Origin of the sequence: Streptomyces sp. NPDC049040 (assembly GCF_043197715.1) — a bacterium.
GTDB lineage: Bacteria > Actinomycetota > Actinomycetes > Streptomycetales > Streptomycetaceae > Actinacidiphila.
Genome location: NZ_JBICTO010000009.1, coordinates 44,276 through 59,440 on the forward strand (window position 1 = coordinate 44,276; position 15,165 = coordinate 59,440).

9 protein-coding genes are annotated in these 15,165 nt (G+C 73.8%); 3 read left to right on the top strand and 6 right to left on the bottom strand.

The features are described 5' to 3' along the window. The first annotated feature begins 215 nt into the window (after positions 1-215). Together ACGFMP_RS22760 and ACGFMP_RS22765 are read left to right on the top strand one after the other, a co-directional pair. Entirely contained in the window at positions 216-2,756 is a 2,541-nt protein-coding gene (locus ACGFMP_RS22760) for a SpoIIE family protein phosphatase (protein ID WP_393674720.1), read from the top strand. Positions 2,757-3,018: 262 nt separating this feature from the next. Continuing rightward, positions 3,019-5,574 (top strand): SpoIIE family protein phosphatase, encoded by a 2,556-nt coding sequence (locus ACGFMP_RS22765; protein ID WP_393674977.1) that lies wholly within the window; start codon positions 3,019-3,021, stop codon positions 5,572-5,574. Between the two features lie 22 nt (positions 5,575-5,596). On the opposite strand, the gene ACGFMP_RS22770 is transcribed toward ACGFMP_RS22765, so the two are convergent. The 6 genes from ACGFMP_RS22770 to ACGFMP_RS22795 form a co-directional block, all read right to left on the bottom strand. Next, complete coding sequence (locus ACGFMP_RS22770; protein WP_393674721.1) at positions 5,597-6,316, bottom strand: PspA/IM30 family protein; 720 nt, start codon at positions 6,314-6,316, stop codon at positions 5,597-5,599. A 138-nt stretch (positions 6,317-6,454) separates the two neighbouring features. Beyond that, positions 6,455-8,602, bottom strand: a complete 2,148-nt coding sequence (locus ACGFMP_RS22775; RefSeq protein ID WP_393674722.1) for a TPM domain-containing protein — start codon at positions 8,600-8,602, stop codon at positions 6,455-6,457. A 172-nt stretch (positions 8,603-8,774) separates the two neighbouring features. Continuing rightward, positions 8,775-9,542 (bottom strand): succinate dehydrogenase/fumarate reductase iron-sulfur subunit, encoded by a 768-nt coding sequence (locus ACGFMP_RS22780; RefSeq protein WP_393674724.1) that lies wholly within the window; start codon positions 9,540-9,542, stop codon positions 8,775-8,777. Next, the gene (locus ACGFMP_RS22785; RefSeq protein ID WP_393674725.1) at positions 9,539-11,578 is read right to left on the bottom strand and encodes a fumarate reductase/succinate dehydrogenase flavoprotein subunit; all 2,040 of its coding nucleotides are present in this window, start codon (positions 11,576-11,578) and stop codon (positions 9,539-9,541) included. Before ACGFMP_RS22785 ends, ACGFMP_RS22780 begins: the two co-directional genes overlap by 4 nt. Position 11,579: 1 nt before the next feature. After that, positions 11,580-12,404, bottom strand: a complete 825-nt coding sequence (locus tag ACGFMP_RS22790) for a hypothetical protein (protein ID WP_393674726.1) — start codon at positions 12,402-12,404, stop codon at positions 11,580-11,582. Between the two features lie 79 nt (positions 12,405-12,483). After that, positions 12,484-12,771, bottom strand: a complete 288-nt coding sequence (locus ACGFMP_RS22795) for a hypothetical protein (protein ID WP_393674727.1) — start codon at positions 12,769-12,771, stop codon at positions 12,484-12,486. Positions 12,772-13,083: 312 nt separating this feature from the next. Between ACGFMP_RS22795 and ACGFMP_RS22800 the strand changes: the two genes are divergently transcribed. After that, positions 13,084-14,877, top strand: coding sequence for an ABC transporter family substrate-binding protein (locus tag ACGFMP_RS22800; protein WP_393674728.1), 1,794 nt, complete (start codon positions 13,084-13,086; stop codon positions 14,875-14,877). Positions 14,878-15,165: the final 288 nt, after the last annotated feature.

The following is a 15,165-nucleotide window of genomic DNA, read 5'->3' on the forward strand; positions in this document are numbered from 1 at the left end:
CCGGTGCCGAGGCCGGTCGTGCGGCCGTCAGATACCCGCCCCGGCCCGTTCCCGACGTCCCGTGCGGCGGGTCGCGGGCGGGCGGCGGGGCCCTCCTCCCGGCGGCGGCGGTAAGGGCGCGGGGAACGGGTCTATGGGGGAATATCGGGTAAGAGAGGATAAATCCCTGTTGGTGGCCGGGCGGATCCGGCCCGACCCGGTCGGGGAGGCGAGGCATGACCGCCAGCGGCGACACCCCGGCGGCGGACGAGCCGCCCCCGGAGCGCGCGCAGCCCCCGCCGCCCGGCGGCGAGGACGCGGGTGGCGCAAGGACCGGCGCGGGGACCGTACTCGACACGCTGCGGGTCGCCGTCGTCATGCTCGACACGACCGGCCGCGTCCTGCTGTGGAGCCCGCTCGCGGAGGAGATGCTCGGGTGGGCGGGGGAGCACATCGTCGGGCGCCGGGTCGGCGGGCTGTTCGGACCGGGGGAGCGCACCCCCGGCGGGGAGTCGCCCCCGCGCCCCGTGCCGTCGCCGGGGCAGGGCGAGCAGATCCTCGGTGAGCTGCTGCGCAGCGGCCGCTGGGACGGGATCCTCTCGCTGCGGCACCGCGACGGGCACTCCGTCCAGGTCGAGGCCAGGGCGTCGCTGCTGGTGGACGGGGACGGGCGGCCTTTCGTGCTGGCGTCGATGGTGGAGACCAGGCGCCTGCAGACCCTCGAGCACGACCTCGCGGCACTCGACTCGCTCTTCGACGCCTCCCCGCTCGGCGTGGCGATCTTCGACAACGAGCTGCGCTACGTCCGCGTCAACGACGCCCTGGCCAGGATGAACGGCATCTCCGCCGCCGACCACATCGGCCACACGGTCCACGACGTGCTGGGCGTGAAGGCCGCCGAGTCGCTGACCGCGCTCCAGCGGGACGTGCTGAACACCGGCCGGCCGGTGATCGACCTGGTGGCGCCCTCGCCCGACGGCCACGGGCACAGGTCGCTCTCCTACCACCGCCTGGTGGACCGGGCGGGCCGGGTGCTCGGGATCAGCGCGACCGTGATCGACGTGACCGAGCGGATCCAGGCCGCGGCCAGGACGGAGCGGGCCAGGCGGCGGCTGACGCTGCTCAACGACGTCGGCTCGCGGATCGCCGGCCAGCTCGACGTGCGGCGCAACGCGGAGGAGCTGGCCTCCGCCCTGGTGCCGACCTTCTGCGACTACTCGGGCGTGGTGCTGCACTCCCAGCTCACCGACGGCGGTGAGCTGCCCACGGCCCCGTACGGCGACAGCACGCCGATGCGGCAGACCGGGGTGGGGGCGATCACCTGGAGCCCCGACGTGGTGCGGATGATCAGGCCGGGCCAGGCCGTGTCCTTCGACCGCAAGTCGCCCTTCGGCCAGGTGCTGGTCACCGGGCAGCCCAGGCTGCTCGCGTCGCGCGCGGAACTGGCGAACCTGACCTTCCCCGACGACCCCAAGGTGCGCGCCACCCTCGCCGTCGGCATCGAGTCGATGCTGGTGCTCCCGCTGCGGGCCCACGGCGTGGTGCTGGGGATGGTGGTGGCCAGCAGGGCGGGGGGCCGCGAACCCTTCGACCAGGAGGACCTGGCGCTCGGCATGGAGCTGGCCGACCGGGCGGGCGCCGCACTGGACAACGCACGGCTCTACGTGCGCGAGCGCGAGGGCGCCCTGATGCTGCAGCGCGCCCTGCTGCCGCGCTCCACGCCCGCCGCGCCCGGCGTCGACGTGGCCTACCGCTACGTGCCGGGCAGCAGCGTCGCCGAGGTGGGCGGCGACTGGTTCGACGTGCTCCCGCTGGCCGGCGGACGGGTCGGCTTCGTCGTCGGCGACGTCATGGGGCACGGCCTGCCCGCGGCGGCCACCATGGGGCGGCTGCGGACCGCGGTGCGCACTCTGGCCGGTCTCGACATGCCGCCCGACGAGCTGCTGCGCCGGGTCAGCGAGCTGGGCGACGACCTCGCGCAGAGCCGGTCCGAGGGCTGGATGGCCACCGCCGTCTACGCCGTCTACGACCCCTCGACCCGGCGCTGCGCCATCGCCCAGGCCGGGCACCCGCCGCCGGTGCTGATCGAGCCCGATCCCGGCCCTGCCGGCAGCCGGGCCCGGCTGCTGGACCTGCCGCCCGGTGTGCCGCTTGGCATCGGCGGCGTCCGCTTCGAGACGACCGAGCTCGACGTGCCCGACGGCACCGTCCTGGTGCTCTACACCGACGGCCTGGTCGAATCCCGGCGCCATGACATCGGCACCGGCCTCGAACGGCTGCGCTCCACCCTGAGCCGCCCGCTGGACTCCCTGGAGGACGCCTGTGACGACCTGCTCGCCACCATGGAACCCGGGCGCGAGCCCGACGACGTGGCCCTGCTGATGGCCCGCCTCGGCACGCTGCCGAGCGGATCCACCACCGCGTGGACCTTCCCGGCCGAGGCCAGCGCGGTGCGGCTGGCCCGCCGCCGGGTCCGCGACGCGCTCGCCGAATGGGACCTGCACGAGCTGACCGATGTGACGGTGCTGCTGGTCAGCGAGCTGGTGACCAATTCGCTGCGGTATGCGCACGGGCCCATCGGGGTGCGGATGGTGCGCGGCTCCTCGCTGCTGGTCGAGGTGTCCGACCCGTTGCCCGACCCGCCACAGGAGCGGGTCGCGACCGAGGAGGACGAGGGCGGCCGCGGGCTGCAACTGGTGGCGGGCGCCTCACGGCGCTGGGGCACCAGGCACGGGCCGCTGGGCAAGACCGTGTGGTTCGAACTGGCACTCCCGTGACAGCTGTGGCGACCGCTCCCGTGTCCGCCGCCCCCGCAGCCCCGTTGTGATCACCGAAATGGTTCACGGGGCGTCTGCCGGGTATTCCGAAGAGACGAGAGCGAAAGGTGCGACCGAGGTGTTCAGGGGACCTCCCCCATGCCCCACGAGCTGAGATGATGCTGTGATCGACAAGACCGTGTGCTGGACGGTCCGCATGCTGAATACTCAGCTCCAACCGGTCCATGTGTGCTGAGCTGGAGGGGTCGGGCGAGTGAGCGACATGCCAGCAGGGGCGGTTCCGCCAGGAGACGGCACGGACGCGGCGGCGCAGACCGCGGTCTGGCAGTCAAGTCCGCCCGGCTCCATCTACGACTACATACGAGTCGCCTCCTTCTCGCTCGGCCCCGACGGACGCATCGAGCAGTGGAGCGAGCGCGCCGCCGAGTTCTTCGGCGTCTCCGCGGACGACGCGGTGGGCCGCGACCCCATCGCCGCCTTCGCTCCCGCCCATGTGCAGGACCGCGGCCACGAGCGGCTCGCCGACATCCTCAACGGCCGCGAGTGGACGGGACTCGTGCCGTACAACGACGCGTCGGGCGCCGAGGGCCTGGCCGAGGTGTACGTCATGCCCGCCGACCGCGGCGCCCTGTGCATCGCCGTCGACGTGGCCACGCTGCGCCAGATCGAGACCGACCTGGCGGCCTCGCAGGCGGTCTTCGGGCAGTCCCCGATGGGCTTCGTGCTGTTCGACAACCAGCTGCGGCTGATCCGGGTCAACGACCGCTTCGCGACCGTCTTCGGCCGCCCGGCCGAGGAGCACCGCGGGCGCGGCCCGCACGACTTCCTGTCCCGGGTCGAGGCCGACCGGCTGACCGCCGCGCTGCGCCAGGTGCTGGAGACCGGCGACGCGGTCCTGGACATGCCGCTGGTCGGGACCGTGCCCGGCGACCCCGGCCGCCGCCGGTGGTCGATCTCCCTCTACCGGCTGCACAGCTCCTCCGGACGGCCGATCGGCGTCGCGGGCCTGGCGATGGACGTCACGGGGCGGCAGCGCGCCGAGCGGGAGGCCGCGCACGCCCGGCGCAACCTGGCGCTGCTCAACGAGGCGGGCGCCCGCATCGGCACCTCACTTGACCTGGAGACCACCGCACGCGAACTGCTCGATGTGGCGGTGCCGCACTTCTGCGACCTGGCCTCCGTCGACCTCTACCAGGCGCTGCTGTCCGGCGCGGAGGAGCTGTCCGGCACCACGGACGGCAGCGGCGAGCTGCGCAGGGTCGCCTTCGCCAGCTCCGTGTCCGACGCGCCCGTCGCGATGGCGGGCGACGACGACGACGTCTCCGCGGACGACGGCCCGGTGTCCGTCGGCTCCGTGCACCGCTACCGCTTCAGCTCCGCCAGCGCCCGCGCGCTGCGCACCGCGCAGCCGCAGGTCCTCGACGGCGACGGCGGCCAGGACCTGGGCGGCGCCCTGGTGCAGTCCACCCTCGTGGTGCCGATGGTCGCCCGCGACACGGTGCTCGGCCTGGTGCAGTTCTCCCGGGCCAAGGGCAGCGAGCCCTTCACCGAGCGGGACCGGATGCTGGCGGAGGAGCTGGCCGCGCGCGCCGCCATCTTCATCGACAACGCGCGCCTCTACCGCCGCGAGCACGAACGCGCCCTGATCCTCCAGCGCAGCCTGCTGCCCCCCGACGACCCGGAGGCCGCGGGCCTCGACATCGCCTGCCGCTACCTGCCGGGCAGCATGGAGACCGAGGTCGGCGGCGACTGGTTCGACGTCATCGAACTTCCCGGCCACCGCACCGCCCTGGTCGTCGGCGACGTCATGGGCCGCGGCCTGCGCGCCGCCGTCGCGATGGGCGAGCTGCGGACGGCCGTGCGCACCCTGGCGATGCTCGACCTGGAGCCGGGCGAGGTGCTGAGCGCCCTCGACGAGGTCGTACGCGGCCTCGGCGCGCCCACCCCCGGCCGCACCCGCAGGACGAAGGAGCACGGCGAGTCCGACCTCACCGAGGTCTACCTCGCCACCTGCGTCTACGTCGTCTACGACGCCGTCACCCGCCGCTGCGCCATCGCCAACGCGGGCCATCTGCCGCCCGTCGTCGTCGAACCCGGCGAGCAGCCGCTGCTGCTCGAACTGCCCAGGGGGGTACCCCTGGGCGTCGGCGGCGAGCCGTTCGAGGAGAGCGAGGTCGAGCTCCCCGAGGGCGCGCTGCTCGCCCTCTACACCGACGGCCTGGTGGAATCGCGCAGTCTGCCGCTGGACGAGGGCCTCGACGCCTTCCGGCGGTCCCTCGACGGGCCGGACCGGCCGCTGGAGGACATCTGCGACCACGTGCTCGCGACCCTGGACACCGCGCACGGCGAGGACGACATCGCGCTGCTGATGGCCCGTATCCAGGGCCTGCCCGCGGAGCAGGTCGGCGACTGGACGCTCAAGCCGCAGCCCACCTCGGTGGCCAGGGCCCGCGAACTGTCCCGCGAGCAGCTGCTCGCCTGGGACCTCGGCGACCTGGTCGACACCACGGAATTGCTGGTCAGCGAGCTGGTCACCAACGCGCTGCGGCACGGCTACGGCGACATCAGGCTGCGGCTGCTGCTGGACCGCACCCTGGTCTGCGAGGTGTGGGACAGCGCCTTGGTCCAGCCGCGGCGCAGGCGGGCCCGCGACACCGACGAGGGCGGCCGCGGTCTCCAGCTGGTCACCATGCTCAGCGAGAGCTGGGGCAGCAGGCGCACCCACCGGGGCAAGACCGTGTGGTTCGAACTCGCCCTGCCAGGACGCCAGTCCCATGCGGCGACCCCGACCGTGGACGAGCTGCTGAGCATGTTCTGACCGGTCGCGGCGGGCGGGCGGCTCAGGCCGCGCCCGCCTTGAGCCGGGCCAGCCGGGCGTCGATCTCGGCGCCGTCCCCGAGCGCGTCGAGCGACTCGAACTGGGCGTCGAGCGACGAAGCCGCCAGCTCCTCCTTGCCCTTGGCCCGTGCCTCCTCGCGGCGCACCTTGTCCTCGAAGCGGCCGAGCTCGCTGGTGGGGTCGAGCACGTCGACGCTCCCGACGGCGTCCATCATCCGGTTCTGCGCCCGGGCGGACTCGGCGCGGGCGACCAGCTCGTCGCGCTTGGAGCGCAGCTGCGACAGTTTGGCCTTCATCCGGTCGAGGCCGGTCTTGAGCTTCGCCACCACCTCGGTCTGCGAGGCGATGGCCGGGGCGGCCGCGGCCGCCTCCTGCTCCGCCTGGAGCTGCCGGCCCAGCGCGATCCTGGCCAGGTTGTCGAAGCGGTCGGCCTCGGCTCCGCCACCGCCGGTCCGCAGCTCGTCGGCCTTGCGGCTGGCGGCGAGCGCCTTGTCGCCCCACTCCTTGGCGGCGGCCACGTCCTCCGCGTGGTCCTGCTCCATCAACCGCAGGTTGCCGATGGTCGCGGCGACCGCCTCCTCGGCCTCGGCGATGTTGCCGGCGTAGTCCCTGATCAGCTGGTCGATCATCTTCTGCGGGTCCTCCGCCTGGTCGAGCAGCGCGTTGATGTTCGCCTTCGCGAGCTGCGTCACCCGGCCGAGCACGGTCTGCTTGCTGGTCATCGGTCTCTCCCTGGTGGGTGGGTCTGCCGGAGGTACGAGGGGGCGCGGCGGACGCGGGAAGGCCCCGCACCCGCGAGGCCGGGGGCCGGGGCCGGGCACATTCCGGGGCGGGGCCGCGGGGTCCTGCGCCGGGCAGGCCTAGAAGCGGCCGCCGCCGCCCATCCGGCCGCGGGTCTCGCCACCGCCGAAGCTGCCGGGCCCCGCACCGCCGAAACCGCCCCCGCCGCCGTCGCCGATCCGGCGCATCCCGCCCAGGCTGCCGTAGCCGCCGCGCCCGCCCCCGCCGCCGCCGAACAGCTCGCCGAGGATGATCCCGCCGAGCATCGCCCCGCCCATGCCGCCCATCCCCGCACCGCCCCCGCGACCGCCGTACGCACCGGCGCCGAAGCCGCCGACGTCCTCTTGGGCCAGCCGCTGGGCCTCGCGGGCCAGCCGGTCGGCGTCCTGGGCGTGCGCGAGGGCGGCGGAGGCGTCGGTGGCGGCCGCCGCCTCGGCCTGCGCCAGCCGGCGCTCGGCCTCCGCGAGCCGGGTACGCGCCCGGCTGCCGATCGCGCCCCGGTGGGTGGTGATCACGTCGTGGGCCGCCGCGACCTCGCTGCGGGCCGCGAGCAGCGCCTGGTCGAGCAGCCCGCGCGCCCGCCGCTCGCCGACCTCCTGCTCCCGCGCCCCGGCCAGCGTCTCGTCCAGCCCCGCGTCCGCCTCCTCCACCCGCCGCAGCCCGGCTATCGGGTCGTGGCGTCCGGCCGCCAGCTCGCCGCGTACGTCGGCGACCACCGCTTCGGCCCGCGCGATCCTCCCGCGCAGGTCGGCCTTGCCGGGGGCACCGGCGCCGGGCGGTGTGCCCTCCGCGCCCGCGCCCAGCAGGCCGCGGGCCTCCGCGAGGTCGGCGTCGGTCTCGGCGAGGGCCGCCCGCAGGCTGCCGTCCGCGGCCCGCAGCTCGTCGGCTCGCCGGGTGACCGAGTCGGCGAGCACGGTGGCCTGGTCGAGCGCGCCCTCGGCCGCCCGGACGAAGACGGCTGCGCGGCCGTGGTCGGTGCCGATCGCGGCACGGGCCTGGTCCAGGCTGGCCTGGGCGAACTCCAGCCGGTCGCGGGCCTCCGCGGGGTGCCCGGCGACCGGCTCGATGGCCGAGTCGGCGTAGGCGGCGGCCAGCGGTGCGAGCGCGGACTCCGCCGCCGCGATCCGGCCCGGCAGCGCCGCCGCCTTCGCCTCGGCCCGCTCCAGCACCTGCGGGGCGTTCGCCTCCATCGCCCGCAGCCGGTCGAAGGCCTCTGACTCCGCGTCCAGCCGCCGGTTGGCCTGCGTGCAGCGGGACAGGATCTCGTCCAGCATCTGCCGCCTGGCCGCGTCGTCCTCGGGGAAGGCGTCGTCCAGCTTCTGCCGCAGCCTGAAGGCGGCGGTCAGCTCGTCCCTGGCGTAGCCCACCGCCTCGGTGAACGGCTGCGCCGCCGCGTCGCCGAACTGCGCCGCCGCGAAGCCGACGTCCTCCTGGCTGGTGCGCACCGCGTCGTCGGTGGCCACCAGCAGCTGCCTGGCCTGCGCGTCCAGCTCCGGCAGCGGGGTCGGCTTCGGGGCGTAGCGGCGGGCGCGGCCGCCGGGGCCGGGACCTGCGCCCGCGACGGGCTCGGGCCCGGGGCCGCGGGCGGCCGCCGTACGCCGTCGGCGGATGGCGTAGACCGTCACCATGCCGACGGCGGCCACCGCGACCACCGGGATCCACAGGTCGGCGGCGCCGTTGCGGGCCGCGGTCCCGCCGCCCGGGTCGGCGGCGCCGGGGGTGATGGTGGGGGCGCTGACCGGGCGGCCCGCCAGCACCGCGTCGTAGCCGTTGGCCGCGCCCACCGCCGCGCCCGCCCAGTCGTTCTCCCGCAGCGCGGGTTCCACCGCGGTGGAGCTGACCTCGTCGACCTGGGCCTGGGTGAGCCCGGAGTCCTGGTCGGCGGAGACCGCGTACTGCCGGTCGTGGGTGGCGACGGCCAGCAGGATGTCCTGCCGGCCGAGCCCGTTCCTGGTCGCGGTGGCATTGGCCCAGTCCTGCGGGCTGCGGCCGGAGAAACCGTTGACGTAGGCGACGAACAGCTGGAGGTGTCGGGTGTCGAGGAGGTGGTCGAGCGCGGCGTTGACCTGGTCGGTGCGGCCTTCGAGGGCGTCGACCCGGTCGGTGATCTGGCCGTTCCTCGACAGCGTGATCGGGTCGTCGGCCCGGGCCTGGCCCGGGTGCGGGAGCAGCACCGCGAGCCCGAGCGCACCCAGCGCCGCGCACCACCGTGGGACTCGCCGCCTCATGAGCACCGCGCCCTTCGCCGAGCCACGTCTCCACCGCGTGGCTGTTATCGGAGGCTATGTGCGTGATGTGCGGTACGCGACTTATGTGCGGCGCCCGGTCGTACCGCGGCAGCGGCGCGGCGGGCCGTACCGGCCCGGGGCGCACCCGGGCCGGTAGGGCAGCCGACGGACTCTAGTCCTGGCGGCGCCTGATCTTGCTGCCCAGCCAGACCAGCGGGTCGTACTTGCGGTCGATGGCCCGCTCCTTGAGCGGGATCAGCGCGTTGTCGGTGATCTGGATGTGCTCGGGGCACACCTCGGTGCAGCACTTGGTGATGTTGCAGTAGCCCAGCCCGTGGTCCTCCTGCGCCGACGCGGCCCGTACCAGGCCCTGGTCGGCGGCGGCGTCCAGCGGGTGCATGTCCAGCTCGGCGATCCGCATCAGGAAGCGCGGCCCGGCGAAGGCCTCCTTGTTCTCCTCGTGGTCGCGGACCACATGGCAGGTGTCCTGGCACAGGAAGCACTCGATGCACTTGCGGAACTCCTGCGAGCGCTCCACATCGACCTGCTGCATCCGGTACTCGCCGGCCGGCACGCCCTTCGGCGGGACGAAGGCGGGGACCTGCCTGGCCTTGTCGTAGTTGAAGGACACGTCGGTGACCAGGTCGCGGACCACGGGGAAGGCCCGCAGCGGGGTCACGGTGACCGTCTCGTCCGGCTCGAAGACCGACATCCGCGTCATGCACATCAGCCGCGGCCGCCCGTTGACCTCCGCGCTGCACGACCCGCACTTGCCGGCCTTGCAGTTCCAGCGGACCGCCAGGTCGGCGGCCTGGGTGGCCTGCAGCCTGTGGATGATGTCGAGGACGACCTCGCCTTCGTTGACCTCGACCTCGTAGTCCTCGAGGCCGCCGCCGTCGGTGTCGCCCCGCCAGACCTTGAAGTGCGCTGTGTGGGTCACCGGTCAAGCTCCTCGTCCGTCAGGTATTTCAGCAGCTCTTCCCGTTCGAAGAGGGCCAGCAGATCGGCCCGTATGGGGTCCGTCGGCCGCTGCCGCAGCCCGATCCGCGCCTGCTCCGCCCCGGCTGCCTCGCCACCCGCGGCCAGCTCGCACACCAGGTTGAGCTTGCGCCAGCCGCGGTCCATGTCCGGATGGTCGTCGCGGGTGTGGCCGCCGCGGCTCTCGGTGCGCTCCAGCGCGGCCCGCGCCACGCACTCGCTGACCAGCAGCATGTTCCGCAGGTCGATCGCCAGGTGCCAGCCGGGGTTGAACTGCCGGTGCCCCTCCACCCCCGCCCGCCGCGACCTGGCCCGCAGCGCGGCCAGCCGTTCGAGCGCCTGCTCCATCTCGGGGCCGCGCCTGATGATGCCGACCAGGTCGTTCATCACCTGCTGCAGCTCCTGGTGCAGGGTGTACGGGTTCTCCGCGGGGCCTTCGCCGCCCTCGGCACCCTCACCGCCCGCGCCGTCCGCGCCGTCCGCGGAGTCCGCGCCGTCCGCCGCTGCACCGCCGCCCGTACCCGAGCCGGCCGCGAACGGCCGCAGCGCCTCCGCCGCCGCCGCGTCGATCTGCTCCTGCGGCGCCACAGGGCGCTCGTCGCCGAGCCCGGCGGCGTACTCGGCCGCGTACAGCCCGGCCCTGCGGCCGAAGACCAGCAGGTCGGACAGCGAATTGCCGCCCAGCCGGTTGGAGCCGTGCATACCGCCGGCCACCTCGCCCGCCGCGAAGAGCCCCGGCACCCCGCGGGCCGCCGCGGTGTCCGGCTCCACGTCGACCCCGCCCATCATGTAGTGGCAGGTCGGACCGACCTCCATCGCCTCAGCGGTGATGTCGACGTCGGCCAGCTCCTTGAACTGGTGGTGCATCGACGGCAGCCGGCGCCTGATCTCCTCGGCGGGCAGCCGGGTCGACACATCCAGGTAGACCCCGCCGTGCTCGGTGCCGCGGCCCGCCTTGACCTCGGAGTTGATCGCGCGGGCCACCTCGTCGCGGGGCAGCAGCTCGGGCGGGCGGCGGTGGTTGTCAGGGTCGCTGTACCAGCCGTCGGCCTCCTCCTCGCTCTGCGCGTACTTCTCCTTGAAGACGTCGGGGACGTAGCCGAACATGAACCGCTCGCCGTCGCTGTTGCGCAGCACCCCGCCGTCGCCGCGCACCGACTCGGTGACCAGGATGCCCTTGACGGACGGCGGCCAGACCATCCCGGTGGGGTGGAACTGGATGAACTCCATGTTGATCAGCGGCGCCCCGGCGAGCAGCGCGAGCGCGTGCCCGTCGCCGGTGTACTCCCACGAGTTCGACGTCACCTTGAACGACTTGCCGATGCCGCCGGTGGCCAGCACGACCGAGGGCGCGTCGATCACGAACAGCCGGCCCGACTCGCGGACGTAGCCGAAGACCCCGGCGACCCTCCCGCCGGAGGCCCCGTCGGCGGGTGCCCCCGCCTCGTCGGGCCCGGCGTCCTTGAGCACCCGGGTGACCGTGCACTCCTGGAAGACCTTCAGCTTCGCCTCGTAGTCGCCGGTCTCGGCGAAGTCCTCCTGCTGGAGCGAGACGATCTTCTGCTGGAGGGTGCGGATCAGTTCGAGGCCCGTACGGTCGCCGACGTGCGCGAGGCGCGGGTACTCGTGGCCGCCGAAGTTGCGCTGCGATATCCGGCCGTCGGCGGTGCGGTCGAAGAGCGCGCCCCAGGTCTCCAGCTCCCACACCCGGTCGGGGGCCTCCTTGGCGTGCAGCTCGGCCATCCGCCACTGGTTGAGGAACTTCCCGCCCCGCATGGTGTCGCGGAAGTGCACCTGCCAGCTGTCGTGCGAATTGACGTTGCCCATGCTGGCCGCGATGCCGCCCTCGGCCATCACGGTGTGGGCCTTGCCGAAGAGGGACTTGCAGATCACCGCGGTGCGCATGCCCCGCTCGCGTGCCTCGATCGCGGCCCGCAGCCCCGCGCCGCCCGCGCCGACCACGACCACGTCGTACGCGTGCCGTTCGACTTGTGTCATCTCAGAAGAACCTCGGATCGTCGAATACGCCGCTGGCCACCAGGTACACATAGAGGTCGGCGAGCCCGACGCTGATCAGCGAGGACCACGCGAACAGCATGTGGCGGGCGTTGAGCACGCCCACCCAGCCCCACAGCCGGTAGCGCACCGGGTGGGCGGAGAAGTGCCGGAGCTTGCCGCCGATGATGTGCCGGCAGGAGTGGCAGGACAGGGTGTACGCCCAGATCAGCGCGATGTTCAGCAGCAGGACCAGGGTGCCGAGCCCCGCGTGGCCCCAGGCGCCGTTCTCGTCGCGGAAGGCGAGCACCACGTCGTAGGTCAGGATGGCCGCCACCGGGAGTGCCAGGTAGAAGAAGTACCGGTGGATGTTCTGCATGATCAGCGGCAGCCGGGTCTCGCCGGTGTACTTCGCGTGCGGCTCGGCGACCGCACAGGCCGGCGGGGACGCCCAGAAGCCGCGGTAGTAGGCCTTGCGGTAGTAGTAGCAGGTCAGCCGGAAGCCCAGCGGGAAGACCAGCACCAGCAGGGCGGGGGACAGGCCCCACCAGTCGCCGAACAGGTGCCAGTCGGCGCCGCCCTTCATGTCCACGCAGTTCGACGCGAGACAGGGCGAGTACAGCGGCGACACGTAGGGCGTCGAGTAGTAGTCGCCGTTCGCGAAGGCGCGCCAGGTCGCGTAGACGATGAAGACCGACAGGACGACAGCGGTGACCAGCGGTGAGAGCCACCACCGGTCGGTCCGCAGGTGCCGGGCGGATATCGCGGCCCGCCCGGGTGCGAACACACCGCGGGCGGCGGGGGTGGTGGGTGTTGTTCCGGTGGCCAAGGAGGACTCCGTACGGGAAAGGACCGGGGGCGTGACGCTGCCGGCGCGCGCCCGGGGCGCACGGCGGTAGGACGCGCGATTACGGCGCGTGCCGGTGCGGCGAGCCGAGCCCCTCGTCCTCGGCGTCCGCCCACAGCCCGCGGTCGTACGGCGCGTCCGGGATGGTGACCATCTCGACGCTGCGCTGCCCCGCCGCGGCCGGCGCCGAATCCTGGAGCAGCGCGAGGCTGTCCCGCAGATGGGCGGCGGCGCTGCGCACCCTGCGCATGTCGAGGGTGTCGCCGCTGTGCTCGTCGAGGCGGGCGACGCAGCGCATCAGGTCGTCGAGCCGGCGCTGAACCGACGTCAGGTCATCGTGCAGGGACATGGGAAGTCCTCACCATCTGCCGCCGTGATGAACGCAGTACGGGGCGGTGCTGCGGATGCGAGTGTTGCGCGTCACACCGCGCCTTGTGAAGACGGCTGCACGGAATACCGCGGCGCGGCAGGGCCTGTGGGCCGGACGGGTGGAGTGCGCCCCGCCCGTCGGCGGGTCGGTGCCGCGCCGTCTGCGGCGTCGTCTGGAGTGGGGGTGCGATTAACCGGACCACCGGTAAAACGGCCCATCCGACCAGATGAGTATGTCCCCGGCGTATGCCGCGCCTCCGGCCGGCCGCCTGGGCCGCGGAGGAGCGACCTCATGAACCGCAGTGCGGACCCGACCGCTGTCACCCCGGCGCCGCGGGCGCGCGCGGTGCGTATCGCCGTGGCGCTCACCGCCGGCGCCACCCTCACCCTCACTGCCTGCTCCTCCGGCGGTGGCGGCAACCACGCCGCCGGCACCGCGGGCACCGACGTGGCGGCCGTGGCCAGGGCCGGCGTACGCGACGGCGGCACCCTGCACTGGGCCACCGACGGGGTGCCGCGCACACTCAACGCCTTCCAGGCCGACGCGGACGCCGACACCGGGACCGTCGCCGGTGCCACGCTGCCGGTGATGTTCCGGCTCGACAGCCACGGCAAGCCGCACGCCGACACCGACTTCCTCACCAAGGCCGAGGTCACCGACAGCGAGCCGCGCCAGGTCGTCACCTACCAGCTGAACCCGAAGGCCAAGTGGAGCGACGGCCGCGCGATCGGAGCCGCCGACTTCACCGCCCAGTGGAACGCGCTCAGCGGCAGGAACGCGGCCTTCTGGACCTCACGCAACGCCGGCTACGACCGGATCGCCTCGATCAAGCAGGGCGCCGACCCGCACCAGGTCAAGGTCACCTTCAGCACCCCGTACGCCGACTGGCGCTCGCTCTTCAGCCCGCTCTACCCCAAGTCCGTGACCGGCACCGCCGACGCCTTCAACGACGGGGCCCGCACCGCGCTCCCCGTCGTGGCAGGACCCTTCGCCGTGAAGGGCGTCGACGCCAAGGCCGGTACGGTCACGCTGGTCCGCAACCCCTCCTGGTGGGGCCGGCCCGCCAAGCTCGACCAGCTGGTCCTGACCTCGGTGCCGCGCGCCAAGCGCCCCTTCGCGCTGGCCGCCGGCACCCTCGACCTGGCCGACATCGACCCGGGCTCGCTGGCCGCGGTGAAGAGGACCAGGGGCCTCGCGGTGCGCAAGGCCCCCGACGCCGCGTACGCGCAGCTGGCGCTCAACGGCAGCACGGGCCCGCTCGCCGACGAGCGGGTACGGCACGCGGTGGCCCGCGCGATCGACCGCAAGGCCATCGCCACCGCCGTGCTCAAGCCGCTCGGCCTGCCCGCCGTGGCCCTCGGCAACCACCTGGTGCTGCCGTCCCAGGACGGATACGCCGACCACAGCTCGGCGCTCGGCGCCACCGACCTCCAGCAGGCGCAGGCGCTGCTCGCCGACGCCGGCTGGAAGCAGTCCACCGCCAAGGCGGGCGACCAGGCCGCGGGCCCCGGCCGCAGCGCGGCATCCGGCGCGCTCACCGTCGTCGAGCCCAGCCGGGCGGTGACCAAGAGCGGCAAGCAGCTCAGCCTGCGGTTCGTGCTTCCCACGGATTCGCCGACGCTGGACGACGTCGGCGGGCGCATCGCGAAGATGCTGTCCTCGATCGGCATCCGCACGGAGATCACGAAGGTCGACGGCGCGAGCTACTTCCAGGACCACATCGCCGCGGGCGACTTCGACCTGGCCCTCTACTCCTGGCCGGGCACCGCCTACCCGGCGACGGACGACACGCCGATCTACGCCAAGCCCGTGCCGGCGCCGGACGGCTCGCTGACCGTGGCGCAGAACTACACGAGGGTCGGCACCGACCAGATCGACCAGCTGCTCGACCGCGCCGGCAGCGAGCTGGACGAGTCCACCGCCCGCGATCTCGCGGACCAGGCCGACTCGCGGATCTGGGCCGCGGCCGGCTCGATCCCGCTCTACCAGCGGCCCGCGGTGGTCGCCCTGCGCACGACCGTCGCCAACGCGGGCGCCTTCGGCTTCCAGACCCCGCACTACGAGGACATGGGCTTCCGTAAATAGTCCCGCCGGGGGAGGCGCTGCCGGGGCGTCCCCGGTTGCCCCCTTCCGCGGGCACGCGGCGTCCGGGGCTCCCGGGGGGCGCCTCGGGGTGCCTCTTGCGGTGGTGACGCGGCCGTCCCCGTGGTCGTGGCTGGTCGCGCAGTTCCTTGCGCCCCTGGGGGGTGCCCTCTGCGGTCGGTGGCCTGTGGGCGTGGGGCGCCCCGGGGTGCGTCTTGCGGTGGTTGCGCGGTGTCTGCGTGGTCGTGGCTGGTCGCGCAGTTCCTCGCGCCCCTGGGGGGTGCCCTCTGG

Coding starts and splice junctions, on each gene's coding strand:
- ACGFMP_RS22760 (WP_393674720.1), top strand. CDS start 216: ATGACCGCCAGCGGCGACACCCCGGCGGCGGACGAGCCGCCCCCGGAG.
- ACGFMP_RS22765 (WP_393674977.1), top strand. CDS start 3,019: ATGCCAGCAGGGGCGGTTCCGCCAGGAGACGGCACGGACGCGGCGGCG.
- ACGFMP_RS22770 (WP_393674721.1), bottom strand. CDS start 6,316: ATGACCAGCAAGCAGACCGTGCTCGGCCGGGTGACGCAGCTCGCGAAG.
- ACGFMP_RS22775 (WP_393674722.1), bottom strand. CDS start 8,602: ATGAGGCGGCGAGTCCCACGGTGGTGCGCGGCGCTGGGTGCGCTCGGG.
- ACGFMP_RS22785 (WP_393674725.1), bottom strand. CDS start 11,578: ATGACACAAGTCGAACGGCACGCGTACGACGTGGTCGTGGTCGGCGCG.
- ACGFMP_RS22795 (WP_393674727.1), bottom strand. CDS start 12,771: ATGTCCCTGCACGATGACCTGACGTCGGTTCAGCGCCGGCTCGACGAC.
- ACGFMP_RS22800 (WP_393674728.1), top strand. CDS start 13,084: ATGAACCGCAGTGCGGACCCGACCGCTGTCACCCCGGCGCCGCGGGCG.